Annotated in this window: 13 protein-coding genes and 1 riboswitch; of the genes, 5 read left to right on the forward strand and 8 right to left on the reverse strand. The window is 62.5% G+C overall.

Annotated features, from left to right (window positions below; all coding sequences use genetic code 11):
• The first annotated feature begins 141 nt into the window (after positions 1 to 141).
• Positions 142 to 216: riboswitch (Fluoride riboswitch) on the forward strand.
• A gap of 177 nt (positions 217 to 393) precedes the next feature.
• Positions 394 to 783: a fluoride efflux transporter CrcB gene (crcB, locus tag SJ05684_RS25520; RefSeq protein WP_034856755.1), complete on the forward strand. Its 390-nt coding sequence runs from the start codon at positions 394 to 396 to the stop codon at positions 781 to 783.
• Positions 784 to 827: 44 nt separating this feature from the next.
• On the opposite strand, the gene SJ05684_RS25525 is transcribed toward crcB, so the two are convergent.
• The 6 genes from SJ05684_RS25525 to SJ05684_RS25550 all read right to left on the reverse strand — a co-directional run bounded on the left by SJ05684_RS25525 (position 828) and on the right by SJ05684_RS25550 (position 8,623).
• On the reverse strand, positions 828 to 2,153 hold the full coding sequence (locus SJ05684_RS25525; RefSeq protein ID WP_034856757.1) for a sigma-54-dependent transcriptional regulator: 1,326 nt from the start codon (positions 2,151 to 2,153) through the stop codon (positions 828 to 830).
• A complete protein-coding gene (locus SJ05684_RS25530; protein WP_157211990.1) occupies positions 2,150 to 3,964 on the reverse strand; it encodes a sensor histidine kinase in 1,815 nt (604 codons plus the stop codon). Before SJ05684_RS25530 ends, SJ05684_RS25525 begins: the two co-directional genes overlap by 4 nt.
• A 110-nt stretch (positions 3,965 to 4,074) precedes the next feature.
• The gene (locus SJ05684_RS25535; RefSeq protein ID WP_034856759.1) at positions 4,075 to 4,440 is read right to left on the reverse strand and encodes a DUF1850 domain-containing protein; all 366 of its coding nucleotides are present in this window, start codon (positions 4,438 to 4,440) and stop codon (positions 4,075 to 4,077) included.
• Positions 4,437 to 6,554: a TRAP transporter permease gene (locus SJ05684_RS25540; protein WP_034856838.1), complete on the reverse strand. Its 2,118-nt coding sequence runs from the start codon at positions 6,552 to 6,554 to the stop codon at positions 4,437 to 4,439. The genes SJ05684_RS25535 and SJ05684_RS25540 overlap by 4 nt, the downstream gene beginning before the upstream one ends.
• Before the next feature lie 90 nt (positions 6,555 to 6,644).
• The gene (locus tag SJ05684_RS25545; protein ID WP_034856847.1) at positions 6,645 to 7,589 is read right to left on the reverse strand and encodes a TAXI family TRAP transporter solute-binding subunit; all 945 of its coding nucleotides are present in this window, start codon (positions 7,587 to 7,589) and stop codon (positions 6,645 to 6,647) included.
• A gap of 206 nt (positions 7,590 to 7,795) precedes the next feature.
• Positions 7,796 to 8,623, reverse strand: coding sequence for a helix-turn-helix domain-containing protein (locus SJ05684_RS25550; RefSeq protein WP_034856761.1), 828 nt, complete (start codon positions 8,621 to 8,623; stop codon positions 7,796 to 7,798).
• A gap of 104 nt (positions 8,624 to 8,727) precedes the next feature.
• Here SJ05684_RS25550 and SJ05684_RS25555 point away from each other — a divergent pair, with 104 nt between their 5' ends.
• The gene (locus SJ05684_RS25555) at positions 8,728 to 9,705 is read left to right on the forward strand and encodes a threonine dehydratase (RefSeq protein WP_034856763.1); all 978 of its coding nucleotides are present in this window, start codon (positions 8,728 to 8,730) and stop codon (positions 9,703 to 9,705) included.
• A gap of 254 nt (positions 9,706 to 9,959) precedes the next feature.
• On the opposite strand, the gene SJ05684_RS25560 is transcribed toward SJ05684_RS25555, so the two are convergent.
• A complete protein-coding gene (locus tag SJ05684_RS25560) occupies positions 9,960 to 10,682 on the reverse strand; it encodes a DUF1236 domain-containing protein (RefSeq protein ID WP_034856765.1) in 723 nt (240 codons plus the stop codon).
• Positions 10,683 to 10,838: 156 nt separating this feature from the next.
• On the opposite strand from SJ05684_RS25560, the gene SJ05684_RS25565 reads away from it, so the two are divergent.
• The gene (locus SJ05684_RS25565) at positions 10,839 to 11,666 is read left to right on the forward strand and encodes an SIR2 family NAD-dependent protein deacylase (RefSeq protein ID WP_034856766.1); all 828 of its coding nucleotides are present in this window, start codon (positions 10,839 to 10,841) and stop codon (positions 11,664 to 11,666) included.
• Between the two features lie 474 nt (positions 11,667 to 12,140).
• Here SJ05684_RS25565 and SJ05684_RS25570 read toward each other — a convergent pair whose 3' ends face one another.
• Positions 12,141 to 12,845, reverse strand: coding sequence for an SDR family oxidoreductase (locus SJ05684_RS25570; RefSeq protein WP_034856768.1), 705 nt, complete (start codon positions 12,843 to 12,845; stop codon positions 12,141 to 12,143).
• A 323-nt stretch (positions 12,846 to 13,168) separates the two neighbouring features.
• Between SJ05684_RS25570 and SJ05684_RS25575 the strand changes: the two genes are divergently transcribed.
• Together SJ05684_RS25575 and SJ05684_RS25580 are read left to right on the forward strand one after the other, a co-directional pair.
• Positions 13,169 to 15,535 carry a putative bifunctional diguanylate cyclase/phosphodiesterase gene (locus tag SJ05684_RS25575; RefSeq protein ID WP_034856849.1) on the forward strand — a complete coding sequence of 789 codons (2,367 nt, stop codon included), beginning with the start codon at positions 13,169 to 13,171 and terminating at the stop codon, positions 15,533 to 15,535.
• Complete coding sequence (locus tag SJ05684_RS25580) at positions 15,532 to 16,254, forward strand: substrate-binding periplasmic protein (RefSeq protein ID WP_034856771.1); 723 nt, start codon at positions 15,532 to 15,534, stop codon at positions 16,252 to 16,254. The genes SJ05684_RS25575 and SJ05684_RS25580 overlap by 4 nt, the downstream gene beginning before the upstream one ends.
• Positions 16,255 to 16,318: the final 64 nt, after the last annotated feature.

Consider the following 16,318-nt stretch of genomic DNA (forward strand, 5'->3'; position numbering starts at 1 on the left):
TGTCTCTTTTGGAAGCGCGCCGCGGTAGGGGCCGAGGAGTTGATCCTGGGCATTGGTTGCAGTCAGCTAGGGCATGCGAATAGCGGCATTATAAGTTCTAATCACAGGAGTGCGTTGACAGGGTCCGCGGCTACTTATAATTGGCACTTCGGCAATGGATTCTGCCAGGCATAATGCCGAACCGCTTCCCGCGAAGCTGATGACTCCTACTCGTGATCGCCTGAGCGAAAGAGTAGAGTCGTGCCCGAACCGAACCGCCTCCACCGTGTTTTGAAGCCTTCGTGTCTTGACGCTGTAAGGAACGCTACGCGACGTGGCTTGACGCGTGCACCGCCGGACTGGACGAACCGCGAGGGTCGTCAACGCAAAAGCACATGTTGAAAAGGTTTTTTGATGAGCTACCTGATCGTCTTCCTCGGCGCGGGACTGGGCGGTGCGATGCGCCACGGCGTCAACCGGCTCGCCGTCTACATCTTTGGCGTTGCCTTTCCCTTCGGCACGCTGACGGTGAACATCGTCGGTTCCTTCGCGATGGGTGTCCTCGCCGGATATTTCGCTTTTCGCGGCGAACTCTCGCAGGAGGTGCGCCTGTTCCTGACGACGGGCGTGCTAGGCGGCTTCACGACCTTCTCCACCTTCTCGCTCGACGCGATCAGCCTCTGGGAGCGCGGGCAGTGGATGGCTGCCGTCATCTATGTCGTGGCATCCGTGGTCCTGGCGCTTGTCGGTCTTTTCGCCGGCCTGATGCTCATTCGCCTCGTCGCCCATGGGCAGCCGGCATGAAGCGATATCCAGGAGGCATTTCACATCGCTGCCTCGTCCTCCGCTCACCTCGCTCGTAGTCCGAGGCGACTGATTTTTTCGTTCAGCGTGCGATGAGGAATCCCGAGCCTTGCCGCCGCCCTCGCCGTATTTCCCTCGCTCTGCTCGATGGCCCGGCGGATCACTTCGGCTTCGAAGACAGCCACTTGTTCAGGCAGGGTCGGGATATCACCGGATGCCGGGCCGCTATCCTCTGATCCGCCGGCATCGAAACCAAGCGCGAAGCGCTCGGCGCGCGCCTTGAGTTCCCGCACATTGCCGCGCCACTCTTCCTGCCCAAGTCTCGCCAGGAGGTCAGCAGAGACGATTCGCTCCGCGCGTCCATAGCGACGGGCGGCGAGCGAGGCGAAGTGGCCGAAGAGCAGACCGATATCTTGCCCGCGCTGCCGCAGCGGCGGAATGCGCACGTCCACGGTCGCCAGCCGGTAGAAGAGATCCTCTCGGAAGCGCCCGGCCGCGATTTCGCCGGAAAGGTCGCTCTTGGCGGCGGCGACGATGCGAACATCGATCGGCCGCAGGCGGTTTTCGCCAAGCCGTTCGACCATCCGCTCCTGCAGAACACGCAGGATTTTCGCCTGGAGGCCAAGCGGCATGGACTCGATCTCGTCGAGAAAAACGGTTCCGCCCGCCGCATGCTCGAACTTTCCCTGCCGGTCGTTGAGGGCGCCGGTAAAGGCGCCTTTCGCGTGGCCGAAGACCTCGCTCTCGAAGATGCTTTCGGGCAGAGCTGCGCAATTGATCGCCACGAAAGGACCGGCGGCACGACCGCTCTGCCGATGGAGCGCCTGCGCGACGAGTTCCTTGCCGGTTCCTGTCTCGCCGATGATGAGGACGTCGATATCGACCTCGGCCAGCATCTGGACCCGATGGCGCAGGTCACGGATTGCCGGACTGTCGCCGACGATCTCGACGCGGTCGCCCGCCTGCACCAGGCCTTGCAGCCGCGCAATTTCTTGCTTCATGCGCCGCTTCTCGACCGCCTTGTCAAGGATGGAAAGCAGGTGGTCGGCGTCATAGGGTTTCTCGATGAAATCCTCCGCGCCCTGCTTCATCGCCTTGACCGCCAGCGTCACGTCGCCATGGGCGGTCATCAGGATCACCGGCACGTCGCTGCGCTGCCTGACGATCGAAGTGAGCAGCGTCATGCCGTCGATTCCCGGCATGCGAATGTCGGTGACGACGACATCCGGCTCCTCCCGCATTACCTGCTGATATGCTTCCTCGGGCCGATGAAAGGCGCGGACAGAGAAGTCATTGATCTCCAGCCAATCGGCTGCAGCCTTCAGTAGGTCGTGATCATCGTCGACGAGAAGGATGCTTCCGCGGCTCATTGCGCTGCCTCGAGCGGAAATGTGGCTTGTTCACCCAACGGCATCGAGACGGTCGCCATCGTGCCGCCGCCCGGGGCCTCCGCAAAGGTGATCTCACCGCCGAACTCGCGGACGATGGCGGTCGCAATGGAAAGACCGAGGCCGAGCCCCTCGCCCGTCAGCTTGGTCGTGAAGAATGGCTCGGCGATGCGCTCGCGGTGTTCCGGCGCGATACCCGATCCGTTGTCGATGACGGTGACGGACACGCGCCCGGCCTCCACTGTCCGCCGGATGGTGATCGAAGGATCCTCCCTGCCCTCGACCGCATCGAGTGCGTTCAAGACCAGGTTCAGCATCACCTGTTCCAGTTTCACCGCGACGGCAATGACGACGGGTGAGGGATCGGTTGCCTCGAGCAGCGGAGCGACGCCGAGCACCTTTGCCCGTGGTGCGGCAAGATCGAGCGCGTTTCGGGTGACCGTGTCGATGTTGACCGCCTCCAGCTCGGACGCGCCTTTGCGGCCGAAGGTCTTCAGGTGCTTCACCGTTCGCTGCATCCGCTTCACCAAAGCGCGTGCGTCGAGCACCCGTTCGCCGACCCTTTCTGCGCCCTCCTTATCGGCCAGCACGCCAGCGGTCGCCAAGGTCGCCTCGAGCGCAGCGAGCGGTTGGCTGACCTCATGCACGATCGCGGTCGACATGCGACCGAGCGCGGCCATCTTCTCGGAATGGATGAGCCCCTCCTGCGCGCGGCGGAGCTCCTCCTCCGTGCGCTTGCGCATATCGACCTCGTGGGCGAGATCCCGCGTCCTCTCGGCAACCTTGCGCTCCAGGACTTCACTTTGGCGCAGGCGCATTCGGATCAGAAGCGCCCGCTGATGGAGAAAATAGAGTGTGCCGGTCGAAAGCAGCCCGGCAATTAGCGCGGCAAGCGCCCAGAAGCCGGCGAGCTTGCCGATATCCCCGGTACTCGTCGCCGCCAGCACCAGCCAGCCGTCCGGCTCGACGACGGAGAACTTCGCCAGAAGCTGCCGGCCACTCTCCTCGACATGAAGCGCCGGCGCTTCCGCCTCGCCGACCGGCGGCGCGATGCCTTCAGGCAGGATCGGCTTAGTCGCGGCGAGATTTGCGCCATGATAAGTCCGCTCCCTCGCGAGCTGCGCGACGGCTTCGGCCGAAAGCGCTGCAAGTGGCCGATACTTCCAGTCCGGGTTGCCGGACAGGAAGACGATGCCCCAACGGTCGGCAATAGCGGTCTGCACGCCCGCAGCCTTCCAGGTCGCCTCGAGCGGCAGCAGGTCGGCCTTGACGACGACGATGATCGGAGATTGACCCGGAACATCGATTCTCGACGTCAGGAAGTAGCCGGGCTTTCGCGTTGTGACGCCGATCGCATAATAGCGCCCTTCGCCTGTGTGGAGCGCGTCCTGGAAATAAGGGCGGAAGCTGTAATCGTGGCCGACGAAGCTCTCGGCCGTGTCGAAATTGCTCGATGCAAGGGCGATGCCGCGATCGTCGAGCACATAGAGTTCCGCCGCACCCGCCTGCCTGACCACGGTCTGCAGGTAGCGGTTGGCAGCTTCGAGCACGTCCCGCGTTCGCTCGCGCCCGGCAAGGGCGCGTATGCGGGCGTCCTCGCCGAGAACCAGCGGCAGGTAGCGGAACCGCTCGATCTCCGTGGCGATCGCCCGGTTCGTCAGCACCAGACTGCGCTGGAGCTGCTTTTCGAGCGCGCCGATCGCCGCACCGTTGGCCAGATGATAGGCGATAAAGGGTGCGATACAGGTCACGACCAGCATCAGGATCGTCATTCTGCCGATGTTGCGCATCATTTCCGGGCCGACCTGCCTGCCACATGTTTCGTTGAACCGGGACCGGTTCAGGTCCGATGCGTCGACTGTAGCGTCTCTTGGCCGCGGGGAGAACATGAGATCTCGACCGTTTAGCCGCGGCACGGCCTGAGGATGATCGGATCCTCACTCCGCCCGCCCAGTTCACGGCAGCCATCCCGGTCGCATAGCCTCCAGCCGGAAATCGTCGCCCCGGATGCCGCGAGCACCAGTTCGGGAAGCGGCGGCAGGTCCGGAGTCCAGACCCACCAGGCCCCTATGGGGCGGGCGCCTTCGCCCGGATCCATGCCCGCACCCGAGCCCTGCACCCGAGCCTCCTTGAGAACGAGACCCTCGGGCGTGACCGCCCAGCGCTCTTGCCATTCCGTCTTTTCGACCGAGTGGGTCCAGCCGAGGGTGAAGAGGCCAGCGGCCACGGCAACAGCCTTGCCGCTGACGATGCAGAGCAGCGCGCTCATGCGACCTTCGGCGCCGGCTTTTCCCCCGCCGTGCGCGCCCGCCGCCAGACCAGCAGTCCGAACACGACCGCAAGCGCAAAGCCGATCTCGTCGGTGAGCGGCAGGGCCGCCAGCAGCGTGAACGCGGCTGCGGCCGCGAGAAGCCGCTCGACGACGCCGAGGCGGACCACGACGAAGCCGATCACCGCCGCACCCCAAAGGCCAATCGCAAGTCCCGTCTTCAAGATGATGTAGGCGACGGCGGCCGGATAGCCGATGGCCGCTGCCGTGGCGCCGCCATCCTGCAGCATGAGCGCCGGCGAATAGACGGCCATGAAGGGAATGACGAAGCCTGCCGCGGCCACCTTGATGGCCTGGATAGCTATCTTCAGCCCGCTTTCGCGCGCGATCGGCGCCGCCGCGAAGCAGGCAAGCGCGACCGGCGGCGTCAGATCGGCCAGGATGCCGAAATAGAAGACGAACATGTGGCTGACGATGAGCGGTACCCCGAGTTCCAGGAGCGCCGGTCCGGCGATCGAGGAAGTGATGATGTAGTTCGGGATTGTCGGTATGCCCATGCCAAGTACGAGGCAGGTCACCATGGTGAGGAGCAACGACAGGAACAGGCTCTTGCCGCCGACGGAGACGATGAACTGCCCGAAGGTATTGGCTGCTCCTGTCAACGTCATCGTTCCGATGATGACGCCGACGAGCGCGCAGGCGACGGCTACCGGCAAGGCGGTCTTGGCGCCTTCGGCAAGGGCGTCGCGGCACATCGCCAGGGTCTCCCGGCCGCCTTTCGAGAGCGCATTGACCGCGATCAGGAGCGCCATCGCGCCGACGATCACGCCGATGCCGAACTGGAAGAAGGCCGCTGCCACCAGGCCGAGGCCGATCCAGAATATGATCCGAATGATGTTCGAGGGAAGGCCAAGGGCGATGGAGCTGCCGAGAATCAACAATGCCGTGAAGGCAAGGCCGACCGTTCCGGCGAAAAGTGGCGTGTAGCCCGAGAACAACAGCCAGACGAGTGCAGCCAAGGGTAGGATCAGATACCATTGTTCGGCGATCGCCGCTTTGGCGGATGGCAGATCGGCCTTGGGCAGGCCAAGCAGCCCATATTTGCCCGCTTCCAGATGCACCATCCAGAAGGCCGAGGCGAAATAGAGAACTGCCGGGATGATCGCCGCCTTGACGATCTCGTGATACTCGACCCCGAGCGTCTCGGCCATGATGAAGGCCACTGCGCCCATGACCGGCGGCATGAGCTGCCCGCCCATCGATGCCGTCGCCTCGACGCCGCCGGCGAAAGCTGGCCGGTAGCCGAAGCTCTTCATCAGCGGGATGGTGAACTGACCGGTGGTCACCACATTCGCGACGCCGGACCCGGAGATGGTGCCCATGAGGCCGGAGGAGACGATCGCCACCTTGGCCGCACCGCCGCGCCGGCTGCCGACGAAGCTCAGCGAGACATCGGTAAAGAGCCTGATCATGCCGGCCTTTTCGAGAAAGGCGCCGAAGAGGATGAAGAGGAAAATATAGGTGGACGAAACGAAGGTCGGGATGCCGTAGATGCCTTCCGTTCCATAGGCCATATGGTCGATCACCTGGGAGAAATCGTAACCGCGATGATCCAGCGGCGGCGGAAGATATTCGCCGAGCAGGCTATAGGCGAGGAACAGGCCGGAAATGATCGGCAGCGCTGGCCCCATCAGCGCCCAGGCGGCGGCGAAGACCACGCCGAGAGCGACGACGCCGAAGACGATGTCACGCGGGAGAGGATCGCCGGCGCGCACGAGCAGGTCGGCATATTCATACGTTTGGTAGAAGGCGACGGACGCGCCGAGGAGCGCCAGGCCCCAGGCAATGGCCTTCGCGAAGCCGCTGCTGCCAGCCATCGCTGCCAGCAGCGGAAAGACGAGAACGGTGACGAAGCCAACGTGAACGGCGCGCACGATCTGGCTCGGCATGTCGATGAGATGCGCAGCGGTCGCAATCTGGAAAATGGAGAAGGCAAGCGCGATCGCAAATAGAATCCGCCCGTCCCAGGTCTTCGGAAAAGCCTGCGTCAGAGCGTCATGCTTGCTGAGCTCCGCAGCCGTTGCCTGTTCGTGTGTCTTGATGTCGTCGTGCATGGATTCCTCCCGAAAATCCGACCATGCGCGGGCGGCGCCCATCCCTTGCCGCGGCTTTTCGACCGCCGGATGGCGCCGCCCTTTCTGCGGTTAGAGCAGGCCCTTCTCCTTGTAGTAACGCTCTGCTCCGGGGTGGAGCGGCACTGGCATGCCTTTGAGCGCGTCCTCGACGCGAATTTGCTCCGCCGCCTTGTGCGCCGCCACGAGCGCCGGCAGGTTCTCGAAGAGCTGCTTCGTCATCTGATAGGCGGTCTCGTCGGACACTTCCGAGTGGGTGACGAGGAAATTGACGACGGCGACAGTCGGCACGTCGCTATCCTGACCCTGATAGGTGCCGGCCGGAACGGTAGCGGCGATATAGGGCGCCCCGAGCTTGCCGGCGATCTCTTCAGGGACTGCAACCATCTGCACGTCGAGGGAGGTCGCGAGGTCCTTGAACGACGACACGCCGAGGCCGGCGGACTGCAGCGTCGCATCGAGCTGCCGGTTCTTCATCAGTTCGACGGACTCGGCGAAGGGCAGATATTCCGTCTTGCCGAGATCGTCATAGCTCATGCCGGCTGCCGAGAGGATCGCGCGCGCATTCAGTTCCGTCCCGGACTTCGGCGCACCGACCGAGAGGCTCTTGCCCTGGAGATCCGCAACAGTCGTGATGCCGGATTCCTTCGAGGCCATGATCTGGATGTAGTTCGGGTAGATGGCGGCGATGCCGCGAAGCTTGTCGAGCGGCGCCTTGAAGCCGGCTTCGGTGTCGCCCTCCCAGGCGAGTTTGACAGAATCGCCAAGTGCAAAGGCGATTTCTCCGCGACCCTGCTGCAGCAGGTTGAGGTTCTCGACCGATGCCTTCGTCGCCTGCACCTGCGTGCGGGCACCTTCGATCTTATCGCCGTAGATCTTGGAAAGCGCAACGCCGAGCGGGTAATAGACGCCCGAGGTGCCGCCCGTCAGGACGTTGATGAACTCGTCCGCCTTCGCTGAAGCGAAGGAAAGGGCGATAGACGTGCTTGCAATTGCCGCGATGGCGGCGCGTTTCAGAATCCGATTCACAGAGAATCCTCCCATTCATACATGACCGCGCGGTACACCGTTCTCCCGAAACCGAACCGCGCCCCTCTAGAGTAGCAAGAGGCGGGCCAAGTCTAAATGCTTGAATTTGCAAGGACGGAAAGAAAATGCGCGGGGGACTCTGGCGGATTCTTGCCACATCGCCGCGATCGCCGGCAAGAATCCGCCAGATCGTTTCAAGGATGGCCGACTGCTGCAGCCGCAAGACCCCGGCGGTATGCGCTGGGACTGATCCCCAACCTTTGACGAAAGGCCGTCGTCAGATGCGCATGCGAAGAAAAGCCCGTGGCAAGCGCGATTGCGCACAAGTCCTTGATACCTGAGGCTAGCAGAGCACGCGCCCGCGCCAGCCGGCGATCGAGGATATAAGCATGGGGCGAACGGCCGGCGGCGGCCTTGAACGCACGCGCGAAAAAGCCCGTGGAAAGACCGAGCTCGTCCGCCAATTCCTGCACCGTGAGGGCACCACCGAGCCTAGCTTCGATCATCTCCTCGATTCGTTTCAGGCGGGCGGCCGTCATCGAGTCCGCTGCACCGCGCCGATCCGGCTCCTGATCCATGTGCGACTGAAGCCTCTCCACGAGAGCGATGATCGGCGCTTCATAGCTGAGCGAGTCGCAGGGCGCGTGGCTCAGAACGAGACGCCGCAATGCATGCGCGGCCGCTGCGGCAGCGGAATCGCTCCGGTCGCTGAAGGGAACGCCGCTCGGTCCTTTGAGCTCGAAGCCTCTGAGAATGAGATATTCCCCGCCCGCCGACGACCGGGAGAAAACATCGCATCCTTTCGGCACATAGGCGAGGCCATTGGGCCTCGCTCGAAACGGCCGAATGCGGTCGCTTGCATAGGCATGCGCGCCCGCTTGGCTTTCGAAGGCGAAGCCGAGGATCGGGCGATCCGCCACATACTGGGCCTCGTAAGGTTGGCGCGGCAGCAGTTCGGCCGACCAGCGCCCGACCGTTACCCGCCGTATCGGCTCCCGCACCATCGTTGCCGCTCCCTTCATGCTTCGAAAACTCCTGGCATTCCACGCCTTTTACGTCAGGATTGTGAAAGCGCCACAGACCGCGCCATGAGAGAGTAGGCACCGAAGAAACATGGAAGCAAGGCATGCACCTGTTCAAACGCAAGGACCTCGAAAGGGCGGCCGGACTCGTCTATCGGCATATGTCACCCACCCCGCAATATGCATGGCCGCAGATTTCGGAAAAGGCAGGGGCCGCGGTCTGGATCAAGCACGAGAACCATACGCCGGCCGGCGCGTTCAAGGTCCGCGGCGGAATCACCTTCATGGATTGGCTCCACCGCAGCAGGCCTCGGACCAGCGGAATCGTCACGGCAACCCGCGGCAATCATGGCCAGAGCCAGGCTCGTGCCGCGCGGGCAGCCGGTTTTGCCGCCAAAATCGTTGTCCCGCACGGCAATTCCGTCGAGAAGAACGCAGCCATGCGCGCCTTCGGAGGCGAGGTCATCGAGTACGGCCGCGACTTCGACGAGGCCCGTACTGAAGCCCGGCGCATTGCCGCCGAAACCGGCCTTCTCCTTGTGCCGCCCTTCCACGAGGAGATCGTCCGGGGTGTCGCGACCTACGGCCTGGAACTCTTTATCGCGGTGCCCGATCTCGATGCCGTCTATGTGCCTGTCGGCTGCGGCTCCGGGATTTGCGGCGTCGTCGCCGCGCGCGACGCATTGGGCCTGAATACGGAAGTGATCGGCGTCGTCTCGACGCACGCGCCGGCCGCGAAGCTCTCCTTCGAGGCCGGACGGCTGATCGAAACCGAAACGGCGCTGACCTTCGCCGACGGCATGGCCGTGCGAATTCCCGTCGAAGAAGCCTTCGCAATCTACTCGAAAGGCGCCTCCCGCATCATCGCCGTCAGCGACGAGGAGGTCGCCGAAGCGATGCGCGTCATCTACCGCACGACCCACAATGTCGCCGAGGGCGCCGGCGCCGCGCCACTTGCGGCGCTCCTCAAGGAAGCCGCTGCCATGCGCGGCAAAAAGGTTGGCCTTATCCTAAGCGGTGCAAATGTGGACGCCGATATTTTCCAAAAGGTTCTTGCCGGGGAGACGCCGCGGGTGGAATAGAACGAAGCGAGCGCCTTCAGCGGTACGCCAGGGGCTCCGATCGCACCGGCGACGCAAATGCTTTCGGGCAGAATTGCCCCTCAGCGCATCAGCCCGAAAATCGTACCCGATTTTCGGAAAGCTCGACGCGCAAATTCAAAGAATTGCCGACCTTTGCGCGTCTGAAAGGACGCGCGAAGCATAATGCCCCACCAGAGGGCCCGCCCCAAAGGAGCGGGCCTCGCCTTGGCAGACGCATCCCGATCAGTCATCGATCACGCGATGATCAACACGATCTCGAGCGTCGACGGATGGACGATGACGATCCGACCGTCCGCCAGCACGAAGAACAGATAGCCCTCGTAGGCCGGCACGATCTGCACGATGCGCTGCGGCACCGGCTGCAGCTTGACCTTGACCGTCTCCGGGACGGCAGTGCCGATGGAGACCTCGAAATCGACATCGATCGGGTCGGCGTTCTGTTCCCGGATGACCTGAGTGATTTCGGTCTTCTGCTCCACGGTCACGTCGACATCGGTCGTCTGCTCTGTGGTTTGCTCCGTTGTCTGCTCTGTTGTCTGGCCTTCCTGGGTCTGTTGAGTTTCGGCCTCAGGCTGTTCGGCGCCCTCCTGCTGCTGTGCCTCGCCCTCGGGCTGCTGCGCTTCGCCGCCGGTCTGGCCTTCCTGCTGCTGCGCTTCGCCCTCTGGCTGCTGCTGCGTCTCGGCTCCAGCCTGTCCCTCTAACTGCGTTTCGGCGCCGGCCTGGCCCTGCTGCGCGGCATCGGTTTCGGGCTGCTGCGCCTGTTCGGTCGTCTGGCCGGCTGCGCCGCCTTGTGCATCGGGCTGCATGCCCTGCTCCGCACCGCCGCCCGGCTGCGGACATTCCGTCCCGGCCGGACACTCGGCCGATTGCGCGGGCTGCTCCGTCTGCGCAAGTGCCGGCCCAAAGGCTACCCCGAGGCTCAAGGCAATCGCACTCCTGATGAGGATATTTGTCATGGAAAGTCTCCAGTTCGAATGTCCCTTCCGCGATCCAACGAGGGGATATCGTGCTTTGTTCCCTCTGCGGCTGCAGGGCATACCGGCGGGATCGGCACGAAACTGGGGAACAATCTTGCCGCGCGGCGTGTTGAGCGCTCCAGCACAGGAGCGACCATGGAGAAGCAAATTGAGGCGATCGCAACCGCATTGAAACGCCGGCACGCGGTGCTTTTCGCCGGCGCGGGCATCTCGATGAGCGTCGGACTGCCCTCCTGGAAAACCTTGATCGACCACATGCTGAAGGACCTGCACATCGACGCATCGCTGATGCAGGACCCGAGCATCACCTATCAGGCGATTGCCGAGTGCTACCGTCTCGAACACGGCAGCATCGAAACCCTTTGCGAATGGATGCGCGAGACGTGGCGCGTGTCGCCGGAGCGCGTACGGGATTCCGAATTGCATCGGCTGATCGTCGAACTGAATTTTCCGGTGATCTATACCACCAACTACGACGCCAACCTCGAGACTGCCTACGAGGTCTACGGCAAGCCCTATGCGAAAATCAGCCACGCGCGAGATATTGCCTGTGCACCGGCGGGTGTGACTCAGCTTGTGAAATATCACGGCGATTTCGATGACGCCGACACGCTCGTGCTGACCGAAACCGATTATTTCAACAGGCTGTCATTCGACTCACCGCTCGATGTGCGCTTCCGAAGCGACGCTCTCGGCGCAACGGTACTCTTCGTTGGCTACAGCATGTCGGACATCAACATACGCCTGCTGCTTCACCGCATCTGGAGCACCTGGCAGCAGTCCGAATACGAAGGGGACCGACCGCAATCCTATGTCTTCATGTTCCGGCCCAATCCCGTGCAGGAGGCGGTCCTCAGCAATTGGGGCGTGAGCGTGATCAAGGGCGAAGGCCAGAATGCGCAGGATGCGCTCGTCGCCTTCATGCGCGATCTCGGCAAGCGGATCGGCTGCTGCGGAGACTGATCCCCCGCCGAGCCTCGTGCGTGTCGCCCAAATCGGCTCCGGAACGAGAACATGCAAAAAGAACTGGTGTCGCGACTGTCGCTGGTGCTGCCGTTCGTCGCTCGGTTGCTACTCCGACGTCGGTCCTTATCGGAATCCGTCTCCTTCCCGCGCTGCTCGGTCCATTTCAATTCGCGTTCAACGGTCTCGCGCGAGACTTCTGCCGGATCTTCGTTTCGCCTGTTTCTGTCAACCCTTTTTCTGCTCCAATCTTCGTCTGGTGAACACAGCCGCCCGCCAAACCGAGAAGGCTTGCAGACGTTCCCGGAAGAGTTAGCTGTTGCAGGTCACGCTTGAGATTCAACTACCATGCGGACGCTGCTGGCTGCGCCAGCCAGAAGCGGGCGCTGAACCCCTCGCCTCACAGCGCCGTCCGTCCTTCAGGACGCATAGGACGCCGCAAGCTAGTAACAGAAAGAGCGCTATCGGTTCGGATCAGACGGAACGCATCAGCCCGCCATCGACGCGAATGTTCTGGCCGGTGATGTAGCCCGCCCCTTCGGAGGCGAGGAAGGCCACCGTCGCGGCGATTTCCTCGCTCGTCCCGTATCGCTGCATTGGAACGCTCTCGCGGCGGGCTTCGGTCGCCGGCAGGCTGTCGATCCAGCCCGGAAGGATGTTGTTGATGCGAATATTGTCCTTCGCATAGGTATCCGCATAAATCTTGGTGTAGGCAGCGAGACCGGCGCGGAAGACGGCGGAGGTCGGGAACATCTCCGAGGGCTCGAAAGCCCAGGCGGTCGAGATGTTGACGATCGAGCCCGACTGCTGAGCCTGCATGATCGGAGTGACCAGCCGCACCGAACGGACAACGTTCATCAGATATGTGTCCAGTCCCCTGTGCCAGTCTTCGTCACTGATCTCGACGATCGGCGCGCGTGGTCCATGGCCGGCGCTGTTGACGAGCACATCGATCCGCCCCCAGGTTGAATGGGCGAGATCGACGAGCCTCTTCAGGTCTTCGTTCGACTGATTTGAGCCGGTGACGCCGACACCGGCGACTTCGCTGGCCAGCGCTTCGCCCTTGCCTGAGGACGACAGAATCGCCACCCGGTAGCCTTCAGCGGCGAGCCTGCGTGCCGCCGCGGCACCCATGCCGCTGCCGCCCGCCGTTACGATCGCGACTTTGTCCTTTACCATCTCATCTCCTTTCTCGGATTCGTATTCTGGGGCCGAGTTTGGCACGGCGCTCCGACCGGGTGTAGGCGAAAAGCGAACGCGCAGCGCGTCCCACAATCGGGCGAGTTGGTCGTTGCACGCTTGCTGCGCAATCCGGATAGCACGGCGCAATCCGGCTATTCGGATCTGCAGATCATTTACCCGCTACTAATGTTTTTTTGTGCAGGATCGCCTTCAGTTTCCGCCAATGGCCCGTAGCCGAAGGGTGCACTGCGCAGCCTGCAGCGGCCACGGCGGCTATGCGGGAACCGGTCCGCGGTGCGGCGGGAGTCCAGGGCGAATTGATGAACACGCATTCGGTAGAGAGCCGCTTCATATTGATCGTCGCCGGCGTCCTGCTGCTGCTGATCGCGCCTCTCTTCGTGCTGTTCTTCCATCTCTCCAATGAGCGTGCCTATCGCGATGTCGTGGACCACGGACAGGTACTGCTCAAGGCCAACTCGCTCGCGCTTGGAAAGCCGCTCTGGGATTTCGATGAAGAAAGCGTCCGCCAAATCGCCAGAACAATTCTTGCGGACGGATCGGTCGCCGCAGTGCGCGTGCACGAGATTTCCGGCGGGCTCGACATCAGACTTCCGGACGGTGCAGACGAGAAAGACGCGTCGGGACTGCTTCTCTCCACGCCGGTCCTTTACCACTCGGTCGATGGCATCAAGACGGTCGGCAGCCTCGAAGTTACCATCAGGCGCCGCGAGTTGCTCGCGTACTTCCAGATCGATGATGCCGTCTATATCGGCATCTTCCTCTTTTCGATCGTGATCATCACGGCCGCAGCCATCGTCGGCAATCGCATGATGGTGACACGGCCGCTGCTCAGGCTCACCCATGCGATCGAGGCGACCCGGCGGCTCGGCTCGCGCCATCTGGTCGACTGGGTGTCCGCCGACGAAATGGGCACGCTCGCCGCCAATTTCAACGAGATGCAGGCGCGGCTCGCCCAGGAGGAAAACGACCTCAAGCGCGCCCATGCGAGGACAACGCGGATCTACAATCTCACGCCTGCGAAACTCTATTCCGTCGACGACGACGATCGGCTGACGGCAGTCAGCGACTATTGGCTGCTTGCAACCGGATACGATCGCGCAAGCGTTATCGGCCGACCCTTCGCCGATTTTCTCGACGAGGCGACGCGAGGCATCTACGAAGGCCGCAGGCGGCACGCGATGGAGGACGTGGAGTCAGACAATGTCACGGTCAAGTTCCGCTGTGCCGATGGCCGCGTGATCGACATCTTGATCAAGGAGGTGCAGGCGGTGGAAGCGGGCGAAACGCTCTCGCTGGCCGTTATGACGGACGTCACGGAGCTGAAGACAGCGGAAGAGCGCAACCATGTTCAGGCGATCACCGATCATCTGACCGGGCTCCTCAACCGCCCGGGCTTTGAGGCGGCGCTCGACCGTGCCCTCCGTCAAACCGCCGAGGACGGCGGGGAACTCGCCTGCCTCCTCATCGATCTCGACCGTTTCAAGCCGATCAACGATAATCTCGGCCATGCGGTCGGCGACGAAGTCCTGCGGCAGATCACCGGCCGGATTCGGGCGCAGGTGCGTTCGGAGGACAAGGTGGGACGACTCGGCGGCGACGAATTCGTCGTGCTCATTCCCGCCGCAAAGGCAAAGAAAGCTGCGCTTCAAATCTCCAAACGCATCGCCTCGGCCTGTACGAAACCCATTTTCGTCGACGGCAACCGCCTCTCGCTAAGCGCCAGCATCGGCATTTCACTTTACCCGTCGCAGGCGAAAACCGCCGCGGAACTACTGCAGAAATCCGACCTGGCGATGTATGCCCGCAAGCACAACGGCAAGAACGGGACGAAATTGTTCGATCCGGTCATGGCGAGCCTCGCGCAGGAGCGGCTCAAGATTGAGAGATATATCGAAACAGGGCTCAGCGAAGGCTGGTTCGAGGCCCATCTCCAGCCGATCGTCGATCTCGAATCCGGGCAGGTGGCGGGTTTCGAAGCGCTAATGCGCCTCAATCATCCAGATCACGGTCTTTTGCCCCCGGGAGACATCATACGCGTTGCCGAGGAGACCGGCACGATCAAGCAGATCGGCGAGCGCGTATTCGAAAAGGCGGTGGCCCACCTCGCGCGCCTTTCCGCACTGCCCGGTTTGGAAGACGCCTATCTGGCCGTCAATGTGTCGCCCCTGCAGTTTTCCGCGGAACTACCGGCGAGCACCTTTGCCGTGTTGATGAAATGGGGCATCACCCCCTCGCGCATCGTGATTGAAATCACGGAAGCCGTGCTGATGCACGACAGTCCGGACGTGCGGGAGGTTCTGGAGGCATTGAGCACCTCGGGCATCAAAATCGCCCTCGACGATTTCGGCACGGGCTACTCCTCGCTCAGCTATCTGCTTCATTTCCCCGTCAACACGATCAAGATCGACCAGTCCTTCACCCGCTCGTTGACCGACGAGGACCAAGCCGTTCGCAAAAAGGTACGCATGCTGGTGACGGGCATCAACACCGTAGCGCACGAACTGCACTGCCGGATCATCGCCGAGGGAATCGAGACGGAAGGCCAGTTGAAGGAACTCCGTGCGATGGGCGTGAGCTACGGACAGGGCTTTCATCTCGGACGGCCTCAGCCCGTCGAGACCATCGAAGCCGAACTGAAACGCGCTTTGCCAAGGACCATAGGATGAAACGGTTTCTCTCCCTGCTTGCGGCTCTCCTCCCGCTCGCGGCGCAAGCTGCCGAGCTGAAAATGGTGACGGAATCCTATCCGCCCTTCAACTATCGAGAAGGTGACACTTATAAGGGCGCCTCCGTCGACCAGGTGAGACTGTTGATGTCGGACGCGGGCATCGATCACACGATGGAGATGATGCCGTGGGCGCGGGCGCTTTTTCTCGCCGAAAACCACCAGATGCATTGCGTCTTCACGACCGTTCATAATCAGGAGCGCGATCGGCGCTTCAAATGGGTCGAGCCCCTTCTGACAAGCCGCACCGTCCTGATCCGCAAGGCCGGCTCGCAGGCCAATCCGAAAAGTCTGGAAGAGGCGAAGGCTTTCCGGGTTGGAACGCAGCGTGACGACTTCACCCAGACCATCCTCGAGCAGAACGGGTTTCCGCGCATCGATCTCGCCACGGATCTGCAACTGACGCTCAAGAAGCTGATGACGGGCCGGATCGACCTGATGCCGATCTCGGAGAAATATTACGACAGGCTCACGCGCGAGGGTCAGCCGATCGAATCCGCCTTGGTCCTCGCCGAAGATGTCTATTCGATCGCATGCAATCCCTCCGTCCCCGACGCGTTGATCGGCCGAATGCAAAAGAGCCTCGACAAGATCATCGCCGACGGCACGCAGCAACGTCTCTTTGAAAGATACGGCCTGGCGGGCGATCAGCACGAATAAGCCGGGTCCATTGGCGCAAAGCCGGCGGCGTGCTTGAACGCGCGGCATCATGAAATTGCGTCCG

The organism is Sinorhizobium sojae CCBAU 05684, from assembly GCF_002288525.1.
GTDB lineage: Bacteria > Pseudomonadota > Alphaproteobacteria > Rhizobiales > Rhizobiaceae > Sinorhizobium > Sinorhizobium sojae.